The organism is Candidatus Methylacidiphilales bacterium, from assembly GCA_033875315.1.
Classification (GTDB): domain Bacteria; phylum Verrucomicrobiota; class Verrucomicrobiia; order Methylacidiphilales; family CAZTYG01; genus JANRJG01.
In genome coordinates this window covers 48,057-66,563 of the sequence record JANRJG010000004.1, presented here as the reverse complement: position 1 = coordinate 66,563, position 18,507 = coordinate 48,057, and the positions used below count along the sequence as shown (strand labels likewise).

19 protein-coding genes and 1 tRNA gene are annotated in these 18,507 nt (G+C 60.7%); 9 read left to right on the top strand and 11 right to left on the bottom strand.

Annotated elements, in window-relative coordinates:
* Positions 1–617: 617 nt before the first annotated feature.
* The 3 genes from SFU85_01550 to SFU85_01540 all read left to right on the top strand — a co-directional run bounded on the left by SFU85_01550 (position 618) and on the right by SFU85_01540 (position 2,039).
* Positions 618–1,469, top strand: coding sequence for an ATP-grasp fold amidoligase family protein (locus tag SFU85_01550; protein ID MDX6765454.1), 852 nt, complete (start codon positions 618–620; stop codon positions 1,467–1,469).
* Between the two features lie 89 nt (positions 1,470–1,558).
* A complete protein-coding gene (locus SFU85_01545; GenBank protein MDX6765453.1) occupies positions 1,559–1,801 on the top strand; it encodes a DUF4160 domain-containing protein in 243 nt (80 codons plus the stop codon).
* Complete coding sequence (locus tag SFU85_01540; protein MDX6765452.1) at positions 1,776–2,039, top strand: DUF2442 domain-containing protein; 264 nt, start codon at positions 1,776–1,778, stop codon at positions 2,037–2,039. Before SFU85_01545 ends, SFU85_01540 begins: the two co-directional genes overlap by 26 nt.
* 91 nt (positions 2,040–2,130) lie before the next feature.
* Here the strand turns inward: SFU85_01540 and SFU85_01535 are convergent, their stop codons facing one another.
* Positions 2,131–2,778: a CHAP domain-containing protein gene (locus tag SFU85_01535; protein ID MDX6765451.1), complete on the bottom strand. Its 648-nt coding sequence runs from the start codon at positions 2,776–2,778 to the stop codon at positions 2,131–2,133.
* Between the two features lie 151 nt (positions 2,779–2,929).
* Here SFU85_01535 and proS point away from each other — a divergent pair, with 151 nt between their 5' ends.
* Complete coding sequence (gene proS / locus SFU85_01530) at positions 2,930–4,447, top strand: proline--tRNA ligase (protein MDX6765450.1); 1,518 nt, start codon at positions 2,930–2,932, stop codon at positions 4,445–4,447.
* Positions 4,448–4,716: 269 nt separating this feature from the next.
* Here the strand turns inward: proS and SFU85_01525 are convergent, their stop codons facing one another.
* The 3 genes from SFU85_01525 to SFU85_01515 all read right to left on the bottom strand — a co-directional run bounded on the left by SFU85_01525 (position 4,717) and on the right by SFU85_01515 (position 8,023).
* A complete protein-coding gene (locus SFU85_01525) occupies positions 4,717–6,507 on the bottom strand; it encodes an alpha/beta hydrolase-fold protein (protein ID MDX6765449.1) in 1,791 nt (596 codons plus the stop codon).
* A 350-nt stretch (positions 6,508–6,857) separates the two neighbouring features.
* Positions 6,858–7,628: a hypothetical protein gene (locus SFU85_01520; protein MDX6765448.1), complete on the bottom strand. Its 771-nt coding sequence runs from the start codon at positions 7,626–7,628 to the stop codon at positions 6,858–6,860.
* Positions 7,625–8,023: a LysM peptidoglycan-binding domain-containing protein gene (locus tag SFU85_01515; GenBank protein MDX6765447.1), complete on the bottom strand. Its 399-nt coding sequence runs from the start codon at positions 8,021–8,023 to the stop codon at positions 7,625–7,627. The genes SFU85_01520 and SFU85_01515 overlap by 4 nt, the downstream gene beginning before the upstream one ends.
* Before the next feature lie 76 nt (positions 8,024–8,099).
* Here SFU85_01515 and msrA point away from each other — a divergent pair, with 76 nt between their 5' ends.
* Together msrA and SFU85_01505 are read left to right on the top strand one after the other, a co-directional pair.
* On the top strand, positions 8,100–8,753 hold the full coding sequence (gene msrA, locus SFU85_01510) for a peptide-methionine (S)-S-oxide reductase MsrA (GenBank protein MDX6765446.1): 654 nt from the start codon (positions 8,100–8,102) through the stop codon (positions 8,751–8,753).
* Positions 8,754–8,993: 240 nt separating this feature from the next.
* Complete coding sequence (locus SFU85_01505; GenBank protein ID MDX6765445.1) at positions 8,994–9,674, top strand: metal-dependent hydrolase; 681 nt, start codon at positions 8,994–8,996, stop codon at positions 9,672–9,674.
* A 21-nt stretch (positions 9,675–9,695) separates the two neighbouring features.
* Here SFU85_01505 and SFU85_01500 read toward each other — a convergent pair whose 3' ends face one another.
* On the bottom strand, positions 9,696–9,893 hold the full coding sequence (locus SFU85_01500) for a Thivi_2564 family membrane protein (GenBank protein MDX6765444.1): 198 nt from the start codon (positions 9,891–9,893) through the stop codon (positions 9,696–9,698).
* Positions 9,894–10,129: 236 nt separating this feature from the next.
* On the opposite strand from SFU85_01500, the gene SFU85_01495 reads away from it, so the two are divergent.
* Positions 10,130–10,645, top strand: coding sequence for a hypothetical protein (locus SFU85_01495; protein MDX6765443.1), 516 nt, complete (start codon positions 10,130–10,132; stop codon positions 10,643–10,645).
* Between the two features lie 140 nt (positions 10,646–10,785).
* Here SFU85_01495 and SFU85_01490 read toward each other — a convergent pair whose 3' ends face one another.
* Both SFU85_01490 and SFU85_01485 read right to left on the bottom strand, forming a co-directional pair.
* The gene (locus SFU85_01490; GenBank protein MDX6765442.1) at positions 10,786–11,256 is read right to left on the bottom strand and encodes a dihydrofolate reductase; all 471 of its coding nucleotides are present in this window, start codon (positions 11,254–11,256) and stop codon (positions 10,786–10,788) included.
* Between the two features lies 1 nt (position 11,257).
* Positions 11,258–12,058 (bottom strand): thymidylate synthase, encoded by an 801-nt coding sequence (locus SFU85_01485; GenBank protein ID MDX6765441.1) that lies wholly within the window; start codon positions 12,056–12,058, stop codon positions 11,258–11,260.
* Between the two features lie 198 nt (positions 12,059–12,256).
* Between SFU85_01485 and SFU85_01480 the strand changes: the two genes are divergently transcribed.
* On the top strand, positions 12,257–12,562 hold the full coding sequence (locus tag SFU85_01480) for a hypothetical protein (GenBank protein ID MDX6765440.1): 306 nt from the start codon (positions 12,257–12,259) through the stop codon (positions 12,560–12,562).
* Positions 12,563–12,615: 53 nt separating this feature from the next.
* Here the strand turns inward: SFU85_01480 and SFU85_01475 are convergent, their stop codons facing one another.
* The 3 genes from SFU85_01475 to SFU85_01465 all read right to left on the bottom strand — a co-directional run bounded on the left by SFU85_01475 (position 12,616) and on the right by SFU85_01465 (position 15,483).
* Entirely contained in the window at positions 12,616–14,418 is a 1,803-nt protein-coding gene (locus SFU85_01475) for a DUF2339 domain-containing protein (protein ID MDX6765439.1), read from the bottom strand.
* Positions 14,419–14,435: 17 nt separating this feature from the next.
* Positions 14,436–15,077, bottom strand: coding sequence for a site-2 protease family protein (locus SFU85_01470; GenBank protein ID MDX6765438.1), 642 nt, complete (start codon positions 15,075–15,077; stop codon positions 14,436–14,438).
* A gap of 321 nt (positions 15,078–15,398) precedes the next feature.
* Positions 15,399–15,483, bottom strand: a tRNA-Ser gene (locus SFU85_01465).
* A 185-nt stretch (positions 15,484–15,668) separates the two neighbouring features.
* Here SFU85_01465 and SFU85_01460 point away from each other — a divergent pair.
* On the top strand, positions 15,669–17,504 hold the full coding sequence (locus tag SFU85_01460; protein MDX6765437.1) for an ATP-binding cassette domain-containing protein: 1,836 nt from the start codon (positions 15,669–15,671) through the stop codon (positions 17,502–17,504).
* On the opposite strand, the gene SFU85_01455 is transcribed toward SFU85_01460, so the two are convergent.
* On the bottom strand, positions 17,490–18,500 hold the full coding sequence (locus SFU85_01455) for a phosphotransferase (GenBank protein ID MDX6765436.1): 1,011 nt from the start codon (positions 18,498–18,500) through the stop codon (positions 17,490–17,492). The genes SFU85_01460 and SFU85_01455 overlap by 15 nt on opposite strands.
* Positions 18,501–18,507: the final 7 nt, after the last annotated feature.

The following is an 18,507-nucleotide window of genomic DNA, read 5'->3' as shown; positions in this document are numbered from 1 at the left end:
ACGCAAGGAAGAGACGACGAAGGGGGTGGGCAGGTGCCGCCATCACCCTCTGGGCTGGGGCCAAAAAGCCGCCCCGCTTTGTTGCTCGTCGGTCACGGGTATATTTCATACCTGCTCCCTCCTCGCGCCTCGCCGGACGGCTTTTTGATCTCCAGCGCGGGTCACGCGGGTTATCCGGATAGGCTCTTAGGCTGATATGCGCGGGTTGTGGGGATCGCTCCCCACCTATCCGCAGATTCCTTTTTTTCACCTCGGCCCTATCCGCACTCTCGGATCGTAAATGGAGCGGGGGTTACCCCGCGTCCTTACCGAACGTCATCGCGGGTTGACCATCGGCCCTCCTGCTTGTCCCGCTGCCTCTCTGCGGTTCATTTCCTCCATCAGGCACCAGATAAAGCCGCACAACTCCCGCGCCACCGCCACCACGATCTTGGGTGCCGTCCGGGAATGATGCGACGCTTCAATTAAACACATCCGCACAAGTGGAAGGAAAAAAGATGGGGACAGAGGCCGCTCGACAGAGCTAATCTGCTCCGAGGCAGAACCATGTACCATGCGCTTTCATCCTTTTTGCATCACCCACAAAGGAGATCCTGATCATGTCGTGGATTCAGCAGGTGGGCCTCCTCAGGAGATGGGCGCTTCGGCGATGGGAAGGTCAGGCTCATATTCTCGCGGTCTTTGAACAAATCCACGGCTACCGTTTCGACAGCAAGAACGTCACCACATTTACGGAAAAGCTATGCCGTCGCATGCTCAACCTGCACCGTCGGCACAATCCTCTGTTTGCTCAGTTGGCGGACAAGTACGCCGCGAGGGAATACATCCGAAAACGGGTCGGTTCCGAGTACCTTGTACCATTGCTCTGGCATGGGTCGGATCCGGGGAAGTTGCCGTTTGAAAAAATGCCGAAGAAGTGTGTGGTCAAAACAAATCATGACTGTGGCAGCGCCTTGGTGCTCGATGCAGAGGACAAAATGGATCGAGACGAGGTGGTTCACCGGGTGCGCCGCAAGCTGGCCGAAAACTACTACTGGGCCTCGCGCGAGGCACAATACGCCCATATTAAACCGCGTGTTCTGGTGGAAGAGTATCTGGAGGACGGACAGCCGTCCGGTCCCCTCGACTACCGCTTCTGGTGTTTCAACGGCAAACCCTTGCTGATCCAAGTTGACAACCGGGTGCACGGCATCAACCCATTCTATGATCCTGGTTGGTCCAAGACCGACTTGAACTACCGCGAGGCCTTTCGTGAGACTGACATCGAAAAGCCCAAGTGTTTGGACAAGATGCTTGGAATCGCCTCAGTTCTTTCTCAAAACATTGGATTTGTCCGGGTGGACCTTTACCTTGTCGGACAGCGGATCTTATGCGGGGAATTCGCTTTCTCACCCGTCGCTGGGCGCCTTCGATTCAATTCGGCCGAATGGGACGCGTATATGGGTGCGCATTGGCAGTTGAATGACTGACTGAGGAATGCCGCACGGCTGGCATCGTTTCTCACGATCGTCCCGACTAGAAGTATGGACTGTTGCCGACACTCCTAATAAACTGTTTCATGCCTTTGATTTTCGAGCAAGACGGGTATCGGTTTTTCTTCTACAGCAATGACCACCTGCCTATTCATGTCCATGTGAGATATGGCGGAGGGGAGGCTGTTTTTGTCCTGGAGGATCAGATCGCGCTTAGGGAATCCATCGGCCTGAAAGTGAAGGAGTTATCCAAGGCGCAAGAACTTGCAGAATCCCATAAGGAAGACATACTCAAAAAGTGGAATGAGCACATTACTCGACAGGGCTAAGTCAGCTGCTTATGCAGAGGGATATATCGTGGTCGTCATGGAAAGTGGCGTGGAAATCCGTTTTCCTATCGCAGGCAACCCCCGATTGTCAGCTGGCACACCGGAGCAATTGAATACTATTGAGATTTCCCCCTTTGGTCTGCACTGGCCGGAGCTCGATGAAGACCTTTCCTTCCGTGGATTGGCCGAAGGCCAATACGGACAAACCAGCCAACCCCGCAATAAGCGGTGCGGCTGATGCGCGGACTTCGACTGAATCATCATCGAATTCGCACGGAGTCCGCGCCTGATTCTTGATCAACTGGCAGGCTTATCAAATCCAAGTCCTTCTACTTTTCCGGACCGGTCACTCGCAGCCAGCCGGCCGGGTCGCGCGGACCCTCGACCCGCACGGTGGGGGTTGTTTCCCCTGATCGCACCAGCCTGAAACGCTGCCGGCTTCCCTGGCGGACGTTCTGTTGCACCACTTCGACGAAGTCCGCGCCCACCTTGCACACCACGGCGACATGGCCGTAGCTCCCCTCGGTCCACACCATCAGGTCGTCCAACCGGGGCGGCTCTGAACCGCCGTTGGCAAACTGTCGCATGCCGCGCTTGGCGTTGATTTCCCCGGAAGGGACGGCCGGGTCGTAAAACTCCCTGGCGTGCCCCATCACATCGGGCATGGCGTGGCCCCTGGCATCGAAGTAAAACCGCTTCACAAACTCCACGCACTGCCACTGCCGGCCGTAGTAATACCCCGAGGGCGAATGGTGCGAGCCCACGCTGCGGTCGTAGGGAATCCCGTTGTTCCGCACCGGCACCCCGCGCCAGGCGTCGATCACCTCCCCTACTTCGGCCTGTTCCTGAAGCTTCCGCAGATCAACCGTCAGGCGCAGCACAGCCCTTCCGGGAGAGTCCCCGCGACTCAGCCAAACCAGCACGAGTGACCATATCGCCAGGGAGGGCAGGACAGCACCCAAAGCAAGACGGCTCATGCGACCTTTCACGCGGATCGTCCCCTGCTTTCCATCGCAACCGGTTGCTTGGTCTGATTCATCATTCATTGCCTTGCTCTGTCATCTTCGTTCGCTTCTGTTCCATTTTCAACGTGCCTTTCCCTTTGGACCGCGTATTTTTCAAGCCCTTATGGCCACACCCACCTCCGCCATCCAGCCCACCCGGCAGGATGATTTCCCCGAATGGTACCAACAAGTCGTCGCCGCAGCCGAACTGGCGGAAAATTCCGAAGTCCGCGGCTGCATGGTCATCAAGCCCTGGGGCTACGGCCTGTGGGAACGCATCCAGCAACCCCTCGACCGCATGTTCAAGGAAACCGGCCACGAAAACGCCTATTTCCCCCTCTTCATCCCCCTGAGCTACCTGGAAAAAGAAGCGGCCCACGTCGAGGGTTTCGCCAAGGAATGCGCCGTGGTCACCCACCACCGCCTCGAGGCCGGGCCGGGCGGCAAGCTCATCCCTGCGGGAGAACTGGCCGAGCCGCTCATCGTCCGACCCACCTCGGAAACGATCATCGGCGCCGCCTATGCCCGCTGGGTCCAGTCCTACCGCGACCTCCCCAGCCTCATCAACCAGTGGGCCAATGTCGTCCGCTGGGAGATGCGCCCCCGCCTCTTCCTCCGCACGGCGGAATTCCTCTGGCAGGAAGGCCACACCGCCCACGAAACCGCCGAAGAGGCCAGAATCGAAACCGAGAAGATGCTCGGGGTCTATGAAACCTTTGCCCGCGAATACCTGGCCCTGCCCGTCCTGACGGGCGAGAAAAGCGAAAGCGAACGTTTCCCCGGGGCCAACCGCACCCTCTGCATCGAGGCCATGGTCCAGGACCGCAAGGCCGTCCAGGCCGGAACCTCGCACGACCTCGGCCAGAACTTCGCCCAGGCCGCCGGGATCAAGTTCCTCGGCCGCGACAACAAGGAACAATTCGCCCACACCACCAGCTGGGGCGTGAGCACCCGCCTCATCGGCACCCTCATCATGGCCCATGCCGACGACGACGGCGTGGTGTTGCCGCCGAAGGTCGCCCCGGCACAGGTGGTCATCCTTCCGGTCACCCCCAAGGACGACACCAAAGCCGCCGTGTTGGAAGCCTGCGAGCAACTCGCCGCCGCCTTGGCCAAGGTGGAGTTTGCCGGGGAAAAGGTGCGCGTGCGGGTGGACAAGCGCGACAAGCAGGGCGGCACCAAGACCTGGGACTGGATCAAGAAGGGCGTGCCGCTCCGGGTGGAGATCGGGCCCCGCGATCTGGCCGCCGGAACCGTCTTCACCGCCCGCCGCGACCAGGGCCCCAAGGACAAGAAGTCCTACCCCACGGGCGACTTCATCGCCGCCGTCCCGGCCATCCTGGGGGAAATCCAGGACGCCCTTTACCAGCGCGCACTCACCTTCCGCAACGAGCACACGCGCAAGATCGACAGCAAAGAAGAATTCTACGCCTACTTCACGCCCAAGAACGCCGACAAGCCGGAGATCCACGGGGGTTTCGCCCTGACCCACTGGTGCGGTGAGGCGGCGGTGGAAGAACAGATCAAGAACGACTTGAAGGTGACCATCCGTTGCCTCCCCTTCGACCACGACGGCCCGGGCACCTGTCCCTTCACCGGCAAGCCGAGCCAACAACGCGCGGTTTGGGCGAAGTCGTATTGAGCACTCTGGGTAAAGGATTCCCCGGCTACCGAGACAGCCATTTGCATTCAAGGCCATACGGGCCTTGGTTATACAATCAAGGGTTGGGCGGCAGTTCCTTGCCACTGTTCTAGAGCCAATGGTCTTTTGATAAAAAACAGGGTGGTTCCCAAGGTGGAGCGGGACCTCGGGGCGCGCTTGCCTTAGAGCCCATCCAAAGAAACCAGCGTGCTCGGAGAGCCCGCTCCACCCCCGAACAGAAGACTATTTCTAATATAACCGGTACGCGCTCAAGGCGTGACGACTTGCCGCCAGAAGGCGCGCGTGGCATTGGCGGCCGGGGGATCGGCCATCACTTCCCGTTCTTCCCAAAACGCCACCGCAGGATCGACGCTGCCTTCTGTCCACGTCGCGTTGGCGCCCAGTTGGCTGCTGCTCTGAATCAGGTGCTTCAAACCGAACCGTGCCGTGAATCGCAAGGTGGCCTGCCCGGTCGCAGCATCCAGTCCCCGCATTTCCAGTTTGGGCGGATGGGATTCCAAGGTCAGCGGCTGGGCCTCGCGCCAGGGATCGAGCAGGAAGGCATAAAACGAAGGAAGATTGCGGGCCCAGGCCGATTCGCTGTGCGTCCCCCCGGCGGCTCCGTCAAATTTCAATTCGCCCCCGACCGGATGCCCCTGCCGCAGGTAGGTGCTGTAGGCCTGCAACGACCCCTGCCAGTAGACATTGGAACTGGATTCGCCCGTGCTCGACTCGGCCGTACCCATGGAAAGGTAGCGCCGCACCGGCCGCCGTGGACCGGCGTAGTTGTCACGGACCGCCACGTAATTGGGGGCGGCCCAATAGGCGGGCGAAAAGATCCCCACCCCGCCGAATCGGTCGCTGCGGGTCTGGCCGATGTAGTCTGAGACCAGTCCGCCCATGGAGGAACCGGCCACGAAGGTGTTGGCCGCATCGCCCAGGGTCCGGTAGTTGACATCCAGGGTGGGCGCGACGTTGTCGAGGAGGAATTGGAGGTAGCCGTTGGCCCGTCCATCGAAGACCGTCGTTCCCCCGCCGTAACCGGTGATGGTATCGCCATTGGGAAGATATTCGTAGAGGCGGTCCGAGCCGTAGGCATTGCCGTTGGGAATGGCGACCAGGATGGCCTCGCGCATCCTTCCTTGGGAGATCTCGTAGGTGGCGATGCGGTCGGCATCCCAGGTGCCGAACGGACCGCCGGGAAAGAAGACGTTCTGTCCATCGTGGAAGTAGACCACGGGGTAGCGTTTCCCGGTGTTTTGCGTGTAGCCCCGGGGCAGGTAGATCGCAATCGGCCGTCCCGGGATGTTGGCCACGGTCGAGGAAACCGTGCGGTTGCCGATGGTGGGGGCGCTGGGGCTGGCGGGCGGACGGTAGTTGAAGACCTGTTGGTCCTGGACGAAAAGGACATCCAGCGTGGTGCGGAAATTGTAGGGTCCGGTGAGTCCCTGATAGGGCGTGGCCGCGGGCGGCGCTGGGGCATTGAGGTAGGTGTTGGCGGCGTTGCGGAAGACAAACTCCAGTTCGGCCCCACTGGGCGCCAGTCCATCGACGCGGTAACAGGTTTCCGTGGGTGTCCGTCCGGGGCCGACGGCGGTCATGACCGCTTCGGTCCAGGAACCATTGTGGGTGGTGTCGCGGTAGAGGATGATGGCCTCACTCCAGGAACTGAGCAAAAAGACCGACTTCATACCCCAGGGTGGGGCGGGGTGTGGGGGAACATGGACACTGAGGTTGCCCGTCAAATCGGTCGAGAGACCGCTGTTGCCCCAATTGGCGGTGGAATAGGGTCGTGAGATGAACTTGTAGGCCAGGGTCTCCCCGGCTTCCACCGCCACCGAGCCCCGCCAGACATTGCCCGGGTTCCAAGCCAGCTTCGGGGCCTTGAGCACGTTCCCACCACCCAAGTCCGGGTGCGGGCCGATCACACAGACTTCGTTCCCAAACCCCACATCCTGGGTGTGGGTGAATTCCACCGTCTTGCGCACGGCACTGGCCCCGGAACTGCAGGAAACCCCCAGCCCGGCCAACGCGGCCAAACAAAAAAGAGAAAGCTTCATCACTTCAACTCGGCCATTCCATTGGAATTGCCTGCATTGTCGTCGAAGCCGATTCCGGGTCAAGAATCGCACCCCGCTTTCCCAGCGCAACAAGGGGCCGAAGGTAAAAGCTTTAGAGGTGTTTCCCTCGTAAAACCCACGCCCCAACGCTTGAACTGTTCAAAAAATGAGAGCTTATCCGGAAATGCCTTTGAACCACCAAGACCCCAAGACACCAAGATTGGGAGCGAGGCAGAGACGTTTTTCAAATACCCGAGCGATGAGTGGATTTTTTGGTCAAAACCAAGCGGATTTCCTTTGAGACTTGGAGTCTTTGTGGTTAAGGAATTGAATCCGTTACGGCGCAACGGTCACACCTCGCCGAGGATCCAGCCTTCCCGCCTGGCCTGTCGGCTTTCCTCCGGCGAGAGCGGAGGTCGCCAGTAAGAAGTCAGGTAACTCCGGTGATCGGCCCGTTGCAACCACCGGGCCACGGTCCAGGCGTCGCGTTGGTCACCGGTCCAATGCTTGCCCGCTTCCCCCGGATCGAATCGTCTCCGCCAAAGCGAAGGATAGACCTCGGCCACGACATGCCGCCCGTTGTCCGCAGGCTCCCAGCCGTCGAAGGGCCAGAGGTGGACGTCTTTTCGCCGACCCAGTGCCTGCAAGCCGGGCAATCCGCCCAGGGTCGAGCTGGCCACGCTGCCGGGAACTCCGAAGAGGAAGAGGCTCTTGGACGAGGCCGTCCAGCGATCGCACAGGCGGTAGCCTTCGCGGGCGGGCGGCGTCGGTTTGTCGATTCGCGCCTCGGCCACGCCTTTGCGGTCGGTGGGCCACCGTTTGACGGCGAAGTCGAGGAACTGCCGGTAGGTGCTCAAGCCATGCGCTTTCAGAACGGGCAGAGGAAAACCGAAGGCATGGTCGATGCCGATCAAGCAACGTGGCCCCGTGTCCAATTGTTCGTCGATCCAGGCACGCAGGGCGTTTCTGGACCAGGCGCGTGGGGGCGGCTGGGGGCGGACTTCGACGGCCGGGCCGGAGCCCCGGGCCTGGAAGACGCGGATGCCTTTTTGTGGCGAGTCCGGCAATCCGGCGCCGGAATAGTCGATGCCGATGTAAACCCCGAATGCCGGGGCTTTCAAGGAATGGGAACCTGCAAGACCTGGCCGGGGCGGATGATGTCATCCTTCAATTGATTGGCTTCGCGGATGAGCGCGACCCGGGTCTGGTGCTTGTTGGCGATTTTCCAGAGGGAATCCCCCGGCAGCACGGTGTAGGAAATGACGGACGAAGGGGCCGCTGAAGCTGGGGCAGTCGAAGGTGTGGGTGAAGATGTGTTGGCGGCGGGCAGGGGCAGCTTGTCGGGCTGCGCGGAACTGCCGCCGGGCGAGTCATAAATCACCGGCTGGGACGATCCGGTGGATGCAGGCACGGGCGGCGGCGGGGTGCTGGTCTGGTGGGTCGCCCCGGGGCCGGAACAGGCGGCCAAGACGATGAAAAGACCGGGATAAAGGCACGCGCGCATTGTCGATTTCATGCTACAATCATGAGGTAAATCGTTGTTCTGGCAAGAACGCCTTGGAATAGAACCGCCCCTGCCGACTCCCAACTTCATGAACCGTCGCTCAACCCTGGCCACCCTTGCCCTGACACTCAGCTTCTCCGTTTTTATGAACACCCCCATCCCAGCCTCCACCCCAGCCCCTTCCTCAACCAGTCCATCCCCCACCCCGGCCCAAGCCCAAGCCGTCATCGGCGGCGGTTGCTTCTGGTGCGTCGAAGCCGTCTATGAGCGCGTGCCCGGCATCCTCTCCGCCGAATCCGGCTATGCCGGTGGCACCTCGGTGAATCCCACCTACGAGGAAGTCAGTTCCGGACACGGCGGCCATGCCGAAGTGGTGCGCCTGACCTACGACCCGGCCAAGATCAGCTATCGCAAGATCCTGGATCTCTTTTGGGAAGCCCACGACCCCACCACCTTGAACCGCCAAGGCGCCGATTCCGGCCCCCAATACCGTTCCATCATCCTCTTCGGCAACGAGGCCGAGCAAAAAGAAGCCGAAGCCTCCAAGGCGGCCGCGCAGGCCAAATTCAAGTCGCCCATCGTGACCGAGATCGTCCCGCTCAAAACCTACTACCCTGCGGAAAAATACCACCAGGACTACTACTCCAACGTGGGGATGCGGAACCCCTACAACATGGTCGTCATCGCCCCCAAGCTGGACAAACTGGAAAAGAAGGGCCTCATCCCGCAGAAGAAGCCCTGAGCCTATCCGGATAGGCTCTAAGCTGGAACGATGCAGTTGATTAACCACTAAGACTCCAAGTCTCAAAGGAGATCTGATTGGTTTTTTATCGCAAAAAATGCTCGCCCTTCAGGTACCCCTAAAAATCGGCTTTTCGATCTGTTCATCATCCTGGTGTCTTTGAGTCTTGGTGGTTCAAGTGAATTTGATGGTTGAACCGGTCTTGTTGGACAGGTGGATTTTTTGTTCCACAATGCCCGCATGAAACTGACCTCCTTCGGCCACTCCTGTTTTTCCGTTGAAACCGCGGGCAAGCACCTGCTCTTCGATCCCTTCATCCGCCCGAATCCCCTCGCCGCAGGGGTCAAGGTCGAGGACATCCGGGCGGATTTCCTATTCATCTCCCACGGCCACGCCGACCACATCGCCGACGCGGTGGAAATCGCCCGGCGCACCGGCGCCCTGGTGGTGGCGAACTGGGAAGTCTGCGCCTGGCTCAACGCCCAGGGCGTCGCAAACACCCACCCGATGAACCATGGCGGAACCAAAACCCTCCCCTTCGGCCGGGTCAAGATGGTCGCCGCCGTCCATTCCAGCAGCTTCCCGGACGGCACCTATGCGGGCAACCCCGCCGGATTCGTCATCGAATCGGAGGAAGGGAATTTCTATTACAGCGGCGACACCGCCCTCACCTACGACATGAAGTTGGTGGGCGAGACCACCGCGTTGGATTTTGCCGTGTTCTGCATCGGCGACAACTTCACCATGGGGCCGGGCGATGCCATCCGTGCGGCGGAATGGGTCGGCACCAAGGTTGTCGTCGGTGTGCACTACGACACCTTCCCCTACATCGTCATCGATTCGTCCGCAGCCACCGAGCTTTTCCGTAAAGCAGGATTGACATTGCACCTTCCCCGGATAGGCCAAGCCCTATCTGTTTGAAAAGGCAATAGCCTGCCCGGCTCAGCGGACCTGCGGAACGCGGATCTGTCCGGCGCTGCCGAGAATCCCGAAGGCATAGAGCAGCCAGACCACCACGCAGATGACGACCACGCCATTGAGGATGCTTTTGATTTTGCCATCCATCGGAATGTAGTTGTTCACCAGCCAGAGCAGAACGCCGACGACAATCAGGGTTAGAACGAGGGAAATCAGCGACATGTTGGTGCTCCGGTTGGCAGGGAAAGTTGAGTCTTCATCCGACCATGATGACCGGCCGGCAGCGTCCTGATATAAGGTGTTGCCCTACCTTCCTGCGGGGGCTTTCGGGTTATATCGGTTAGGTGATCACCCCATGGTGGATTGATCGGCACCATCCATCATCCCCATTGAACGGGATGGTTTGTCCACATGGAACCACCCACGAAACTCAAACCATCCAACGACCCCTAAAATCTATGCCTGAAACCATCAATCAAACCAACACTTCCCAGATCATCGGCGGCATCTTTTCCAGCCAGGAACAAGCCGACAAAGCCGTGGCGGCGCTCCACGACTTGAACATTTCACCCAGCAACATCCAGATCATCGTCAAACTGAACGATGAAGAAGCCGAGGACACCTACACCAGCCTGCTGCTTGCCCGTGGGATTTCGGAATGCCAGGCCCTTTATCACAACAAGGTGGTGCGCGAGGGCAACGTGTTTGTCGCGGTCTATGAAGTTGAAGATTCCGGTCCGGTCATTGATGTTTTCAACCAGTTCCACGCCACCTTCAATCCCAACGGTTCACGCAACATGCGGCAGGATGTCCTGGGCATGACCACGGGGGCCATGGTTGGAGCGGCCGCGCTGGGTGCCGCAGGGGCCATGGTTGCGGGTCCGATCGGTGCCGTGGCTGGGGCCGCCGCCGGAGCCGCCGCGGGTGGTGCCGTGGGTGTCGTGGCCGGAAATGCCATCGAACACCGCAAATAACCTCCCTGCCGTTGATCATCGATCCGGGTTCATTTCCGCTGCGGACTTCTCCAGTCCATGGCGGAGGTAACCGGCTGTTCCTCCTCAAACCGGAAGGGGCAGCAACCAACCGCGATGACACCGATCAGCGGGACAAGTCGCTATACAAAAACACGGCGCAGGTATTTTTCACGGCGATAGGCCGGGGTTTCCTCCTGCACGGTGACAAACTCAAAATCGTTTTCAAAAGGCGGAAACCAGGCATCGGCCGGGTATGTGCCCGCCACCCGGGTCAGGTACAGGGCCTCACAACGCGGCAGCAACTGGCGGTAAACCTCGGTGCCACCGCAGACATAGACCAGCGGAAGCCCGCAATCCTCAAGATCTTCCAGACGCCGCAGGATGCGGATGCCTTCCACCGGCTTCAGGCTGCGGCTGAGGACGAGATTTTCCCGGTTGGGCAGCGGGCGTCCGATGCCCTCGTAGGTGGTCCTGCCAAAAAGTATGGCGTGTCCGGTGGTGGTCTCTTTGAAGAATTTCAATTCCCCGGGAATCTTCCAGGGCAGGACCCCGTCCTTGCCGATGCCTCTGGCTTCATCCATGGCGGCGATGGCGATGAGGCGCGGTTTCACGTCAGACGGCGATGGGGGCCTTGATGCCCGGGTGCGGGTCGTAATCGAGGAGTTGGAAGTCCTCGTATTGGAAGGCAAAGAGGTCTTTCACCGCGGGATTCAAGTTCATGCGCGGGAAAGGCCGGGGCTCGCGGGCCAGCTGGGTCCGCACGGCTTCCTCGTGGTTGAGGTAGATGTGGGCATCCCCGAAGCTGTGGACGAACTCGCCGGGCTTGAGGCCGGTCACTTGGGCCACCATGAGCGTCAGCAGGGCGTAAGAGGCGATGTTGAAAGGGACGCCCAGGAAAACATCCGCACTGCGTTGGTACAACTGGCAGCTCAACTCGCCCCGTGCGGGATCGGCATAAAACTGGAAAAGGGCATGGCACGGGGTCAGGGCCATCTGTTTCAATTCGCCCGGATTCCAGGCACATACCAAGAGACGGCGACTCCATGGGTCTTTCTGGAGCGTCTCCACGACCTCGCGGATCTGGTTGATGCTAGTGCCGTCGGATTTTTCCCAGCGAACCCATTGTTTGCCGTAAACCGGGCCGAGATCCCCGTTCTCATCCGCCCATTCGTCCCAAATGCTGACACCCTTTTCCTGCAACCAGCGCACATTGGTGTCGCCGCGCAGGAACCAGAGCAATTCGTAAATGATCGACTTGAGATGAACTTTTTTCGTCGTGACCAGGGGAAACGACTCCCGCAGGTCGAAGCGCAACTGGGCTCCAAAGACCGAACGGGTGCCGACGCCGGTGCGGTCTCGCCGGACGGAACCATTCTCCCAAACATGGCGGAGGAGGTCTTCGTAGGTCTTCATGGAGAGGGCATTGTGCTGACCGGCCATCCGGTGTCAAAATCAATGCGGAAGCTTTACCGATGGGCCGGAATAGTCCGCGAAAATACTGTTCATGGCAAAAGGAACATGTTATAAAGGCCTCAGGCGTTCCGGGGTTGTGCACGGGTGTCATCAACCAGAGCATTTCCCCATCAAGCGCGGAAAGGAGGTGAAAATCGTATGAAAACGAACGAAACCCCGATCCCCTCTCGCACGACGGAATTCTTTCATCGTGGCGGGCGCAATCGTCTGGCAGCCGTGCTCAGCATCATCCCCGGCTTGGGCCACATCTACAAGGGACATTACCGCGTCGGTCTGGCGTTGTGCTTTGTCGGAGTTCCCCTCGTCCTTTGGGCGACCGCCTTGGTCAGTTTCGCCACCTTCGGCATCGGCCTGGTGCTGCCTTTGTTTTACTGGGCTCTGGTGGCTCTCAATGCCTATGGGGAACCGGACTGGCGCGAAGGCCGGCACTGGGCGGGTATTTGAACCCGCCCCAGGCCCCAGGTCGTGGCTTGGGTGTTAGGGCCTGGAGTTTGGGCCTAGGGTAGAGGCGGCGGTTCCTGGGTGTTGCCGGGAGCCGCAGGGGGCGTGGTCTCCGTCTCCTTCTCCTTCATGGGAGACGGACCTTCGCCCGGGGCCCCCTTGTTCCAATCGGGTGCGATCCGCGGCAACAGGTAGCTGATGGCCAGCATCAACAATCCGAAGCCGATGAACAGCACCACCCGCCACTCCGAAGGGAGCTGGCCGAGGTCCACCAAAACCATCTTCACCACCACCACCAGCAACATGGCCAGGCCCGTGCGCCGCACCCAGACATTCCACCGCACCACCGAGGCGACGATCAACACCAGAGCGTAAAGACCCCAGAAGAGCGTGATCCATGCCAGCCGGTTGTCCAGGACACTCGCCTCGCGTCCGAACCAACACAGCGCGAAGACCGTCGCCGCAATCCAATACACCCCACGCCAAGCCGCGGCGGGATGCCGGAACCAGACGGAGAAGAGGGCGGCCACCGCGGCGATGTCGGCCAAGGCCTCCGGACGCACCATCATCGGACGAGTGGCATCTTCACACAACCGCACCAGCAACCACACCGCCATGATCGCCGAAGCCAGATGTCCAAAGACTTGCAGAATCGTTTCCTTGGTGCGGCGGTAGGCTTCCAGCAATACCACCGAGAGCGCAGTCACCACCAAGAAGCCGGCATCCCCTTGCAGGACGAGGATCAGTCCCAATACGCCCAGCAGCAGCGACGCCAGCCGGTGCGCGCGCTGGTGCAATGGATGCGCGGCAAGCGAAACCGACAGGAGGGCGTAGGCCAGAGCGGCAAGCAAAACCACAAGACCGGCCTGGGCCTTGGGCAAATCCCACGTTTCAATCAACCCGGTCAAGCCGAGGACCGGAATGAGGAAGGCCGCCACCAGCAGGCCACTGCGCAACCCGGGGGACTGGTCCCCCTTCCAAATCAAACGGGCCAGCCCCGTTACGGCGAACATCGCCCACCAAAGCAGAAATGCCGCTGAAAGAACGACCTGGTCGATCTGGCGTCCGGGTGAAGAAGTTGAGAAATGATTTGTTAGGGAGTGGAGGATGAATGCCCCGCCCAGGAGACCGGACCACCAGACGCTGGCCCATCCCAGTGACCAAAAAACTGCCGCCGCGCCGACAAGCAAGACCAGGGTGTAAACCCCCACCGGCACCACCGCGAGATCGTGGTTGCCGAGGAGGAACGGTGAAGCCAAGCCGCCCAGGAGGGCGATCACCGCAGGCGAGGGTACTTTGCGATAGAGCGAAAGCACATAACCCCCGACGGTCACCGCCAACATGGCGAGGAAGGCCGGGGTCGGCTTGATCAGGTGGTAGAACTGCTCGGCTGAGTAGAAGCAGGCGTAGTAGATCGCCAGCGCCCCCCCACAGAAGACCTGGCCCAGGACCGCCCGGCGACCCAGGAGCCGGAGCCCGCCGATGATCAACCCCGTGGCCAGGCCCAAACCCAGTGCCAGTCGCACCTCGGGCGTGAACCAGCCCCGGTCGATGGAAATCTTCAACAGATAAATGACCCCCACAATGAGCAGGGCAATGCCCAGCTTGCTGAGGATGTTTTCCAGGCTCAAAAGAGTGGAGAACCGGTCCGCCGGACCCGACTCCTTTTGCCCGCCGTTCGAGTTGGGCAATGGTGGCGGAACCGCCGAAGTGGACTGGGGCGATGAGGGCACCGGTATGGGGGGCAAAGGCGGGGGGGCAGCGGAAACAGCAGCGGCGGGAGCGGACTTCAAGCGGGCGATTTCCGCTTCCAGTTCCATCAATCGTTTCTGCACGGGGTCTTGGTCGGATGCGTTCATGATGTTGGATTCCTCATTCAACGGTGGACACCGCCCTCCAATTGGGTCGAGCCCTTGAAATTTCCCATGGCCAGCAGCAAGGTGATGATGGCCAGAACGTACTGCCCGCTCAGCACCGCCCAAACCCCGAGCAGGACGGCCAACACGCCGCCCAAGATGCAGCAAGCCCGGTGGTGCTTCATGCCGACAAGATCGCGCAAGATCTGGCCGCCGTCCATCGGAAGAATGGGCAGGAGGTTGAAAAGACTCCAGACCACATTGATCCAGAGCATGTCCACCACCCATGCATCCAGTACCGGGGAACGCCCATGGGTCATCCAGGCCAGCAAAGCAACCCCTGCCGCCAAGCCCAGGCCGGCGGCCGGACCCGCGGCACTGATCCAGAGATGCCGCCAACGACCCACTTCCCCCAACCCCAACGAGGTCACCCCACCCAACCCATGCAAGACCACCGCCGGGCGGCCGCCGAACATCCGCGAAGCGCCGGCATGGCCCATTTCATGGACCAGAACCGAAACCAGCATGGCCACCGTCCAGATGAATACCGGAATCCATCCCTTGGGACCCTGCATCGAAAGACCTCCCCCGAGCAGAAAAGCCGAAAGCCAGAACATCGGTTGGATTTGCACTGGTATGCCGAAAAGGCCGAACTGCAACATGCGGTCTTTCTAACCCACCCCATCCCACAAGGCCATCGGAAATCAGCACTGCGCTCTTTCGGAGGGCCGCCCCGGTGCGGGTTGGCGCCCGGCCTTGGTAGACAGTCACGGCGTGACCTGCGCTCGACTACGTTCGAGTCCTTGTTGGAAAGAGGAGGCCTACCCTCCATAGCCTTGGCGAAGGAGGGCGGACAGAGTGGGACTGGGGCTCCCGCCCCGTTGCAGATTGGCCTCCGGCCTTTGGAGCGATCGCTGCGCGAATGGCAAACGACTACGTTCGACTCTTTGGCAGATGCCGCTTTGCGGCGGCCGCGCAAAACGCGGACAGAGTGGGAGTCGAACCCACGGACGGTTTCCCGTCTCTCGATTTCGAGTCGAGTGCCTTAGACCACTCAGCCATCTGTCCCGAGAAGGCAAAAAAGTAACCCCGAAGCCCCCATCCGGCAAGCAAGGATTGGTCACTGCTTTCTCGCTCCTGGCACTTGGGGTTTTGTGATATTTGGTCCGCCCTCTGCCCTCTGCCTTCCGTTCTCTGTCACCCTTGCACTTTCCCCGTGACGTTTGCCCTCCGCCTCCTAGTTTGGTTCTCCCATGGCCCTCCTCCAACTCAAAGGCGTGACGCTGCAATACGGCACAGTGCCCCTCCTCGATGCCGTCGACTTCGGTATCCAGGAAGGCGAGCGCGTCTGCCTGCTCGGCCGCAATGGCGCGGGCAAAACCAGCCTCATGCGCATTCTGACCGGCGAGGAAGCCCCCAATTCGGGCGAAATCATCCGCCCCCCAGCCATGCACATGACCCGGCTCGACCAGGAAGTGCCCGACCACATCACCGGCAGCGTTGAATCAGTCATCCAATCCGGCCTCCGCCCCGACCGCCACGAGGAAGAATGGGAAAGCGACCACCGCATCGGCCAACTCATGGACGTGATGCAACTCCCGGCCTACGACGAGTTCTCCTCCCTCTCCGGCGGACTCAAGCGCCGCACCCTCCTGGCCCGCGCCCTGGCCGGCCAGCCGGACATGCTCCTGCTCGACGAACCCACCAACCACCTCGACCTTTCCTCCATCCTCTGGTTGGAAGAATACCTCGTGGCCCAGCGCACCACGCTATTCTTCGTCACCCACGACCGCGCCTTCCTGCGCAAGCTCGCCACCCGTATCATCGAACTCGACCGCGGGCGCTTGCAAAGCTGGGACTGCGACTACGACACCTACCTCGTCCGCAAAGCCGCCTGGCTGGAGGCGGAAGAAAAGCAGTGGGCCCTCTTTGACAAAAAACTCGCCCAAGAAGAAGCCTGGATCCGCCAAGGGGTCAAAGCCCGCCGCACCCGCAACGAGGGCCGTGTCCGTGCCCTGGAGCAACTGCGCCGCGAACGCAGCCAGCGCCGTGAACGCTCCGGCACCGCCCGCATGGAGGTCCAGGAAGGCCCCAACTCCGGCCAGAAGGTCATCGACCTCCAGAATGTCTCCTTCGCCTGGCCCACCAAAACCGTCCTGAAAAACTTTTCCACCACCCTCTGGCGAGGTGACAAAATTGGCATCATCGGCGCCAACGGCAGCGGCAAGACCACCCTCCTCCAGATTCTCCTGGGCCGCCTCGAACCCCAGTCCGGCACGGTCAAGCTCGGCACCAACCTCCAGGTCGTTTACCTCGACCAGCTCCGCGACCAGATCGACGACAACAAGACCGTCATCCAGAACGTCGCCGGCTCGGCGGAAATGGTCAACTTCCAGGGCCGGTCCAAGCACATCCATGGTTACCTCCAGGATTTCCTCTTTCCGCCCGACCGCGCCCGCATGCCCGCCAAAATGCTGTCCGGCGGCGAACGCAACCGCCTCCTCCTGGCCCGCCTCTTCCTCCAACCCGCCAACGTGCTCGTCCTCGACGAACCGACCAACGACCTCGATGCCGAAACCCTCGAACTGCTCGAATCCCTCCTGGTGGAATTCAGCGGCACACTCCTGCTCGTCTCGCACGACCGCAGCTTCCTTGACGAAGTCGTCACCAGCACATTGGTACTGGAGGGCGATGGCGTCATCACCGAAGTCACGGGCGGCTACTCCGACTGGGAAAAGATGAAGATCCGCCGGGCCGCATTACCCGCAGGCGATGCCGTTGGCCCCGCCACATCCGCCCCCTCCTCAGGCACCCCCGAACCGGAAAAGCCCAAGGGCAAAAGCGAGAAACCCCGCAAGTTCCTCAACCGCGAACAGAAGGAACTCGATGGCATGCAGGAACTGCTGGAAAAGCTCGAGGACCAAGAACACGCCCTGTCAGAAAAACTGGCCGACCCCAAAACCTACCAGGAAGCCCCCGATAGCCTGCCCCGTATCGAGGAGGAATTGAAGAAGCTCCAGGAAGAAATCGCCAGGCAATACGCCCGCTGGGAAGAACTGGAAGCCCTTAAAAAATCACTCGTTGGCTAGACCCCGGGCTTCACGGCATTGCTCCAGCAAGGCGGGCATGCGTTTCAATCCATCGAGTCCCCCCACCACTTCGCCCAGCCGGGCCAGGGCGGGAGCGATGTGCGCCAAAAATACCGCGCGCTCTTTCTTCAATCCCAGAAACCCATAGGCCCCCAGGGCCTGCATCAACCGCTGCAGTGCGGCAGCCCGCAGGAGACGAAGACAGTCATCCCCCGAGGGAAGGCCGGAACGCATGCCGCGGTAATCGGCCAGCAGATCCTCACGTTCGTTTTTCGCCAATGCCACGTAGGGGTCGTAGAGCAGCGAAGCCAGATCGTAGAAACCCGTCCCGGTGCGCATGCCCTGGAAATCAATCAGGTGGCATTGCCGGTCCCGGACCATGACATTCTGCGATTGGAAATCGCGGTGGACCAATTCCACCGGCTGGCGGATGAGGGCTTCGGCCAATGGACGCAATTCCGCCTCCAAGGCCGCGCGGTCGGCGGCGGTCAGATCGATGCCACAGGCCCCACCGACGAATTCGTTGTAAAAATAATCCCGTTCCCACGCATACAGCTTTTCGTCGAATCCCGGCATCATGGGCAAACCTTCGTCCCGGGCCGCCGCATGACCGAGTTCATGGAGGCGGGCCACTTGTTGCAGGGTGTCGAGATAAAGGCCCCGACGCTCATCCCAGGTCTTTTCGCGGAAAGCGAAGAGATCCACCGGCCCCAAATCTTCCATCCAGGCCAGGCGCTCCGGCGCGTCGTGGGCCAGGACCCGCGGAACACGCACCCCGAGGCCGTGGAGGAACTGCCCGATGCGGGCGTAATACTGGTTTTCCTCCTTGTCGGGACCATAGGCCATCAGGATGCAACTGTCCTCACCCGCCAAAACACGAAAAAAGCGCCGATCCGAGCCGCCCTTGAAAATGGGCACCAGGTCGACCGGACGGTTTTCGCCCCAGTTCAGCCGGCTCCGCGTCCATCCAATCAATTGCTCCTCGCTGTGGGTCATGGCGGTC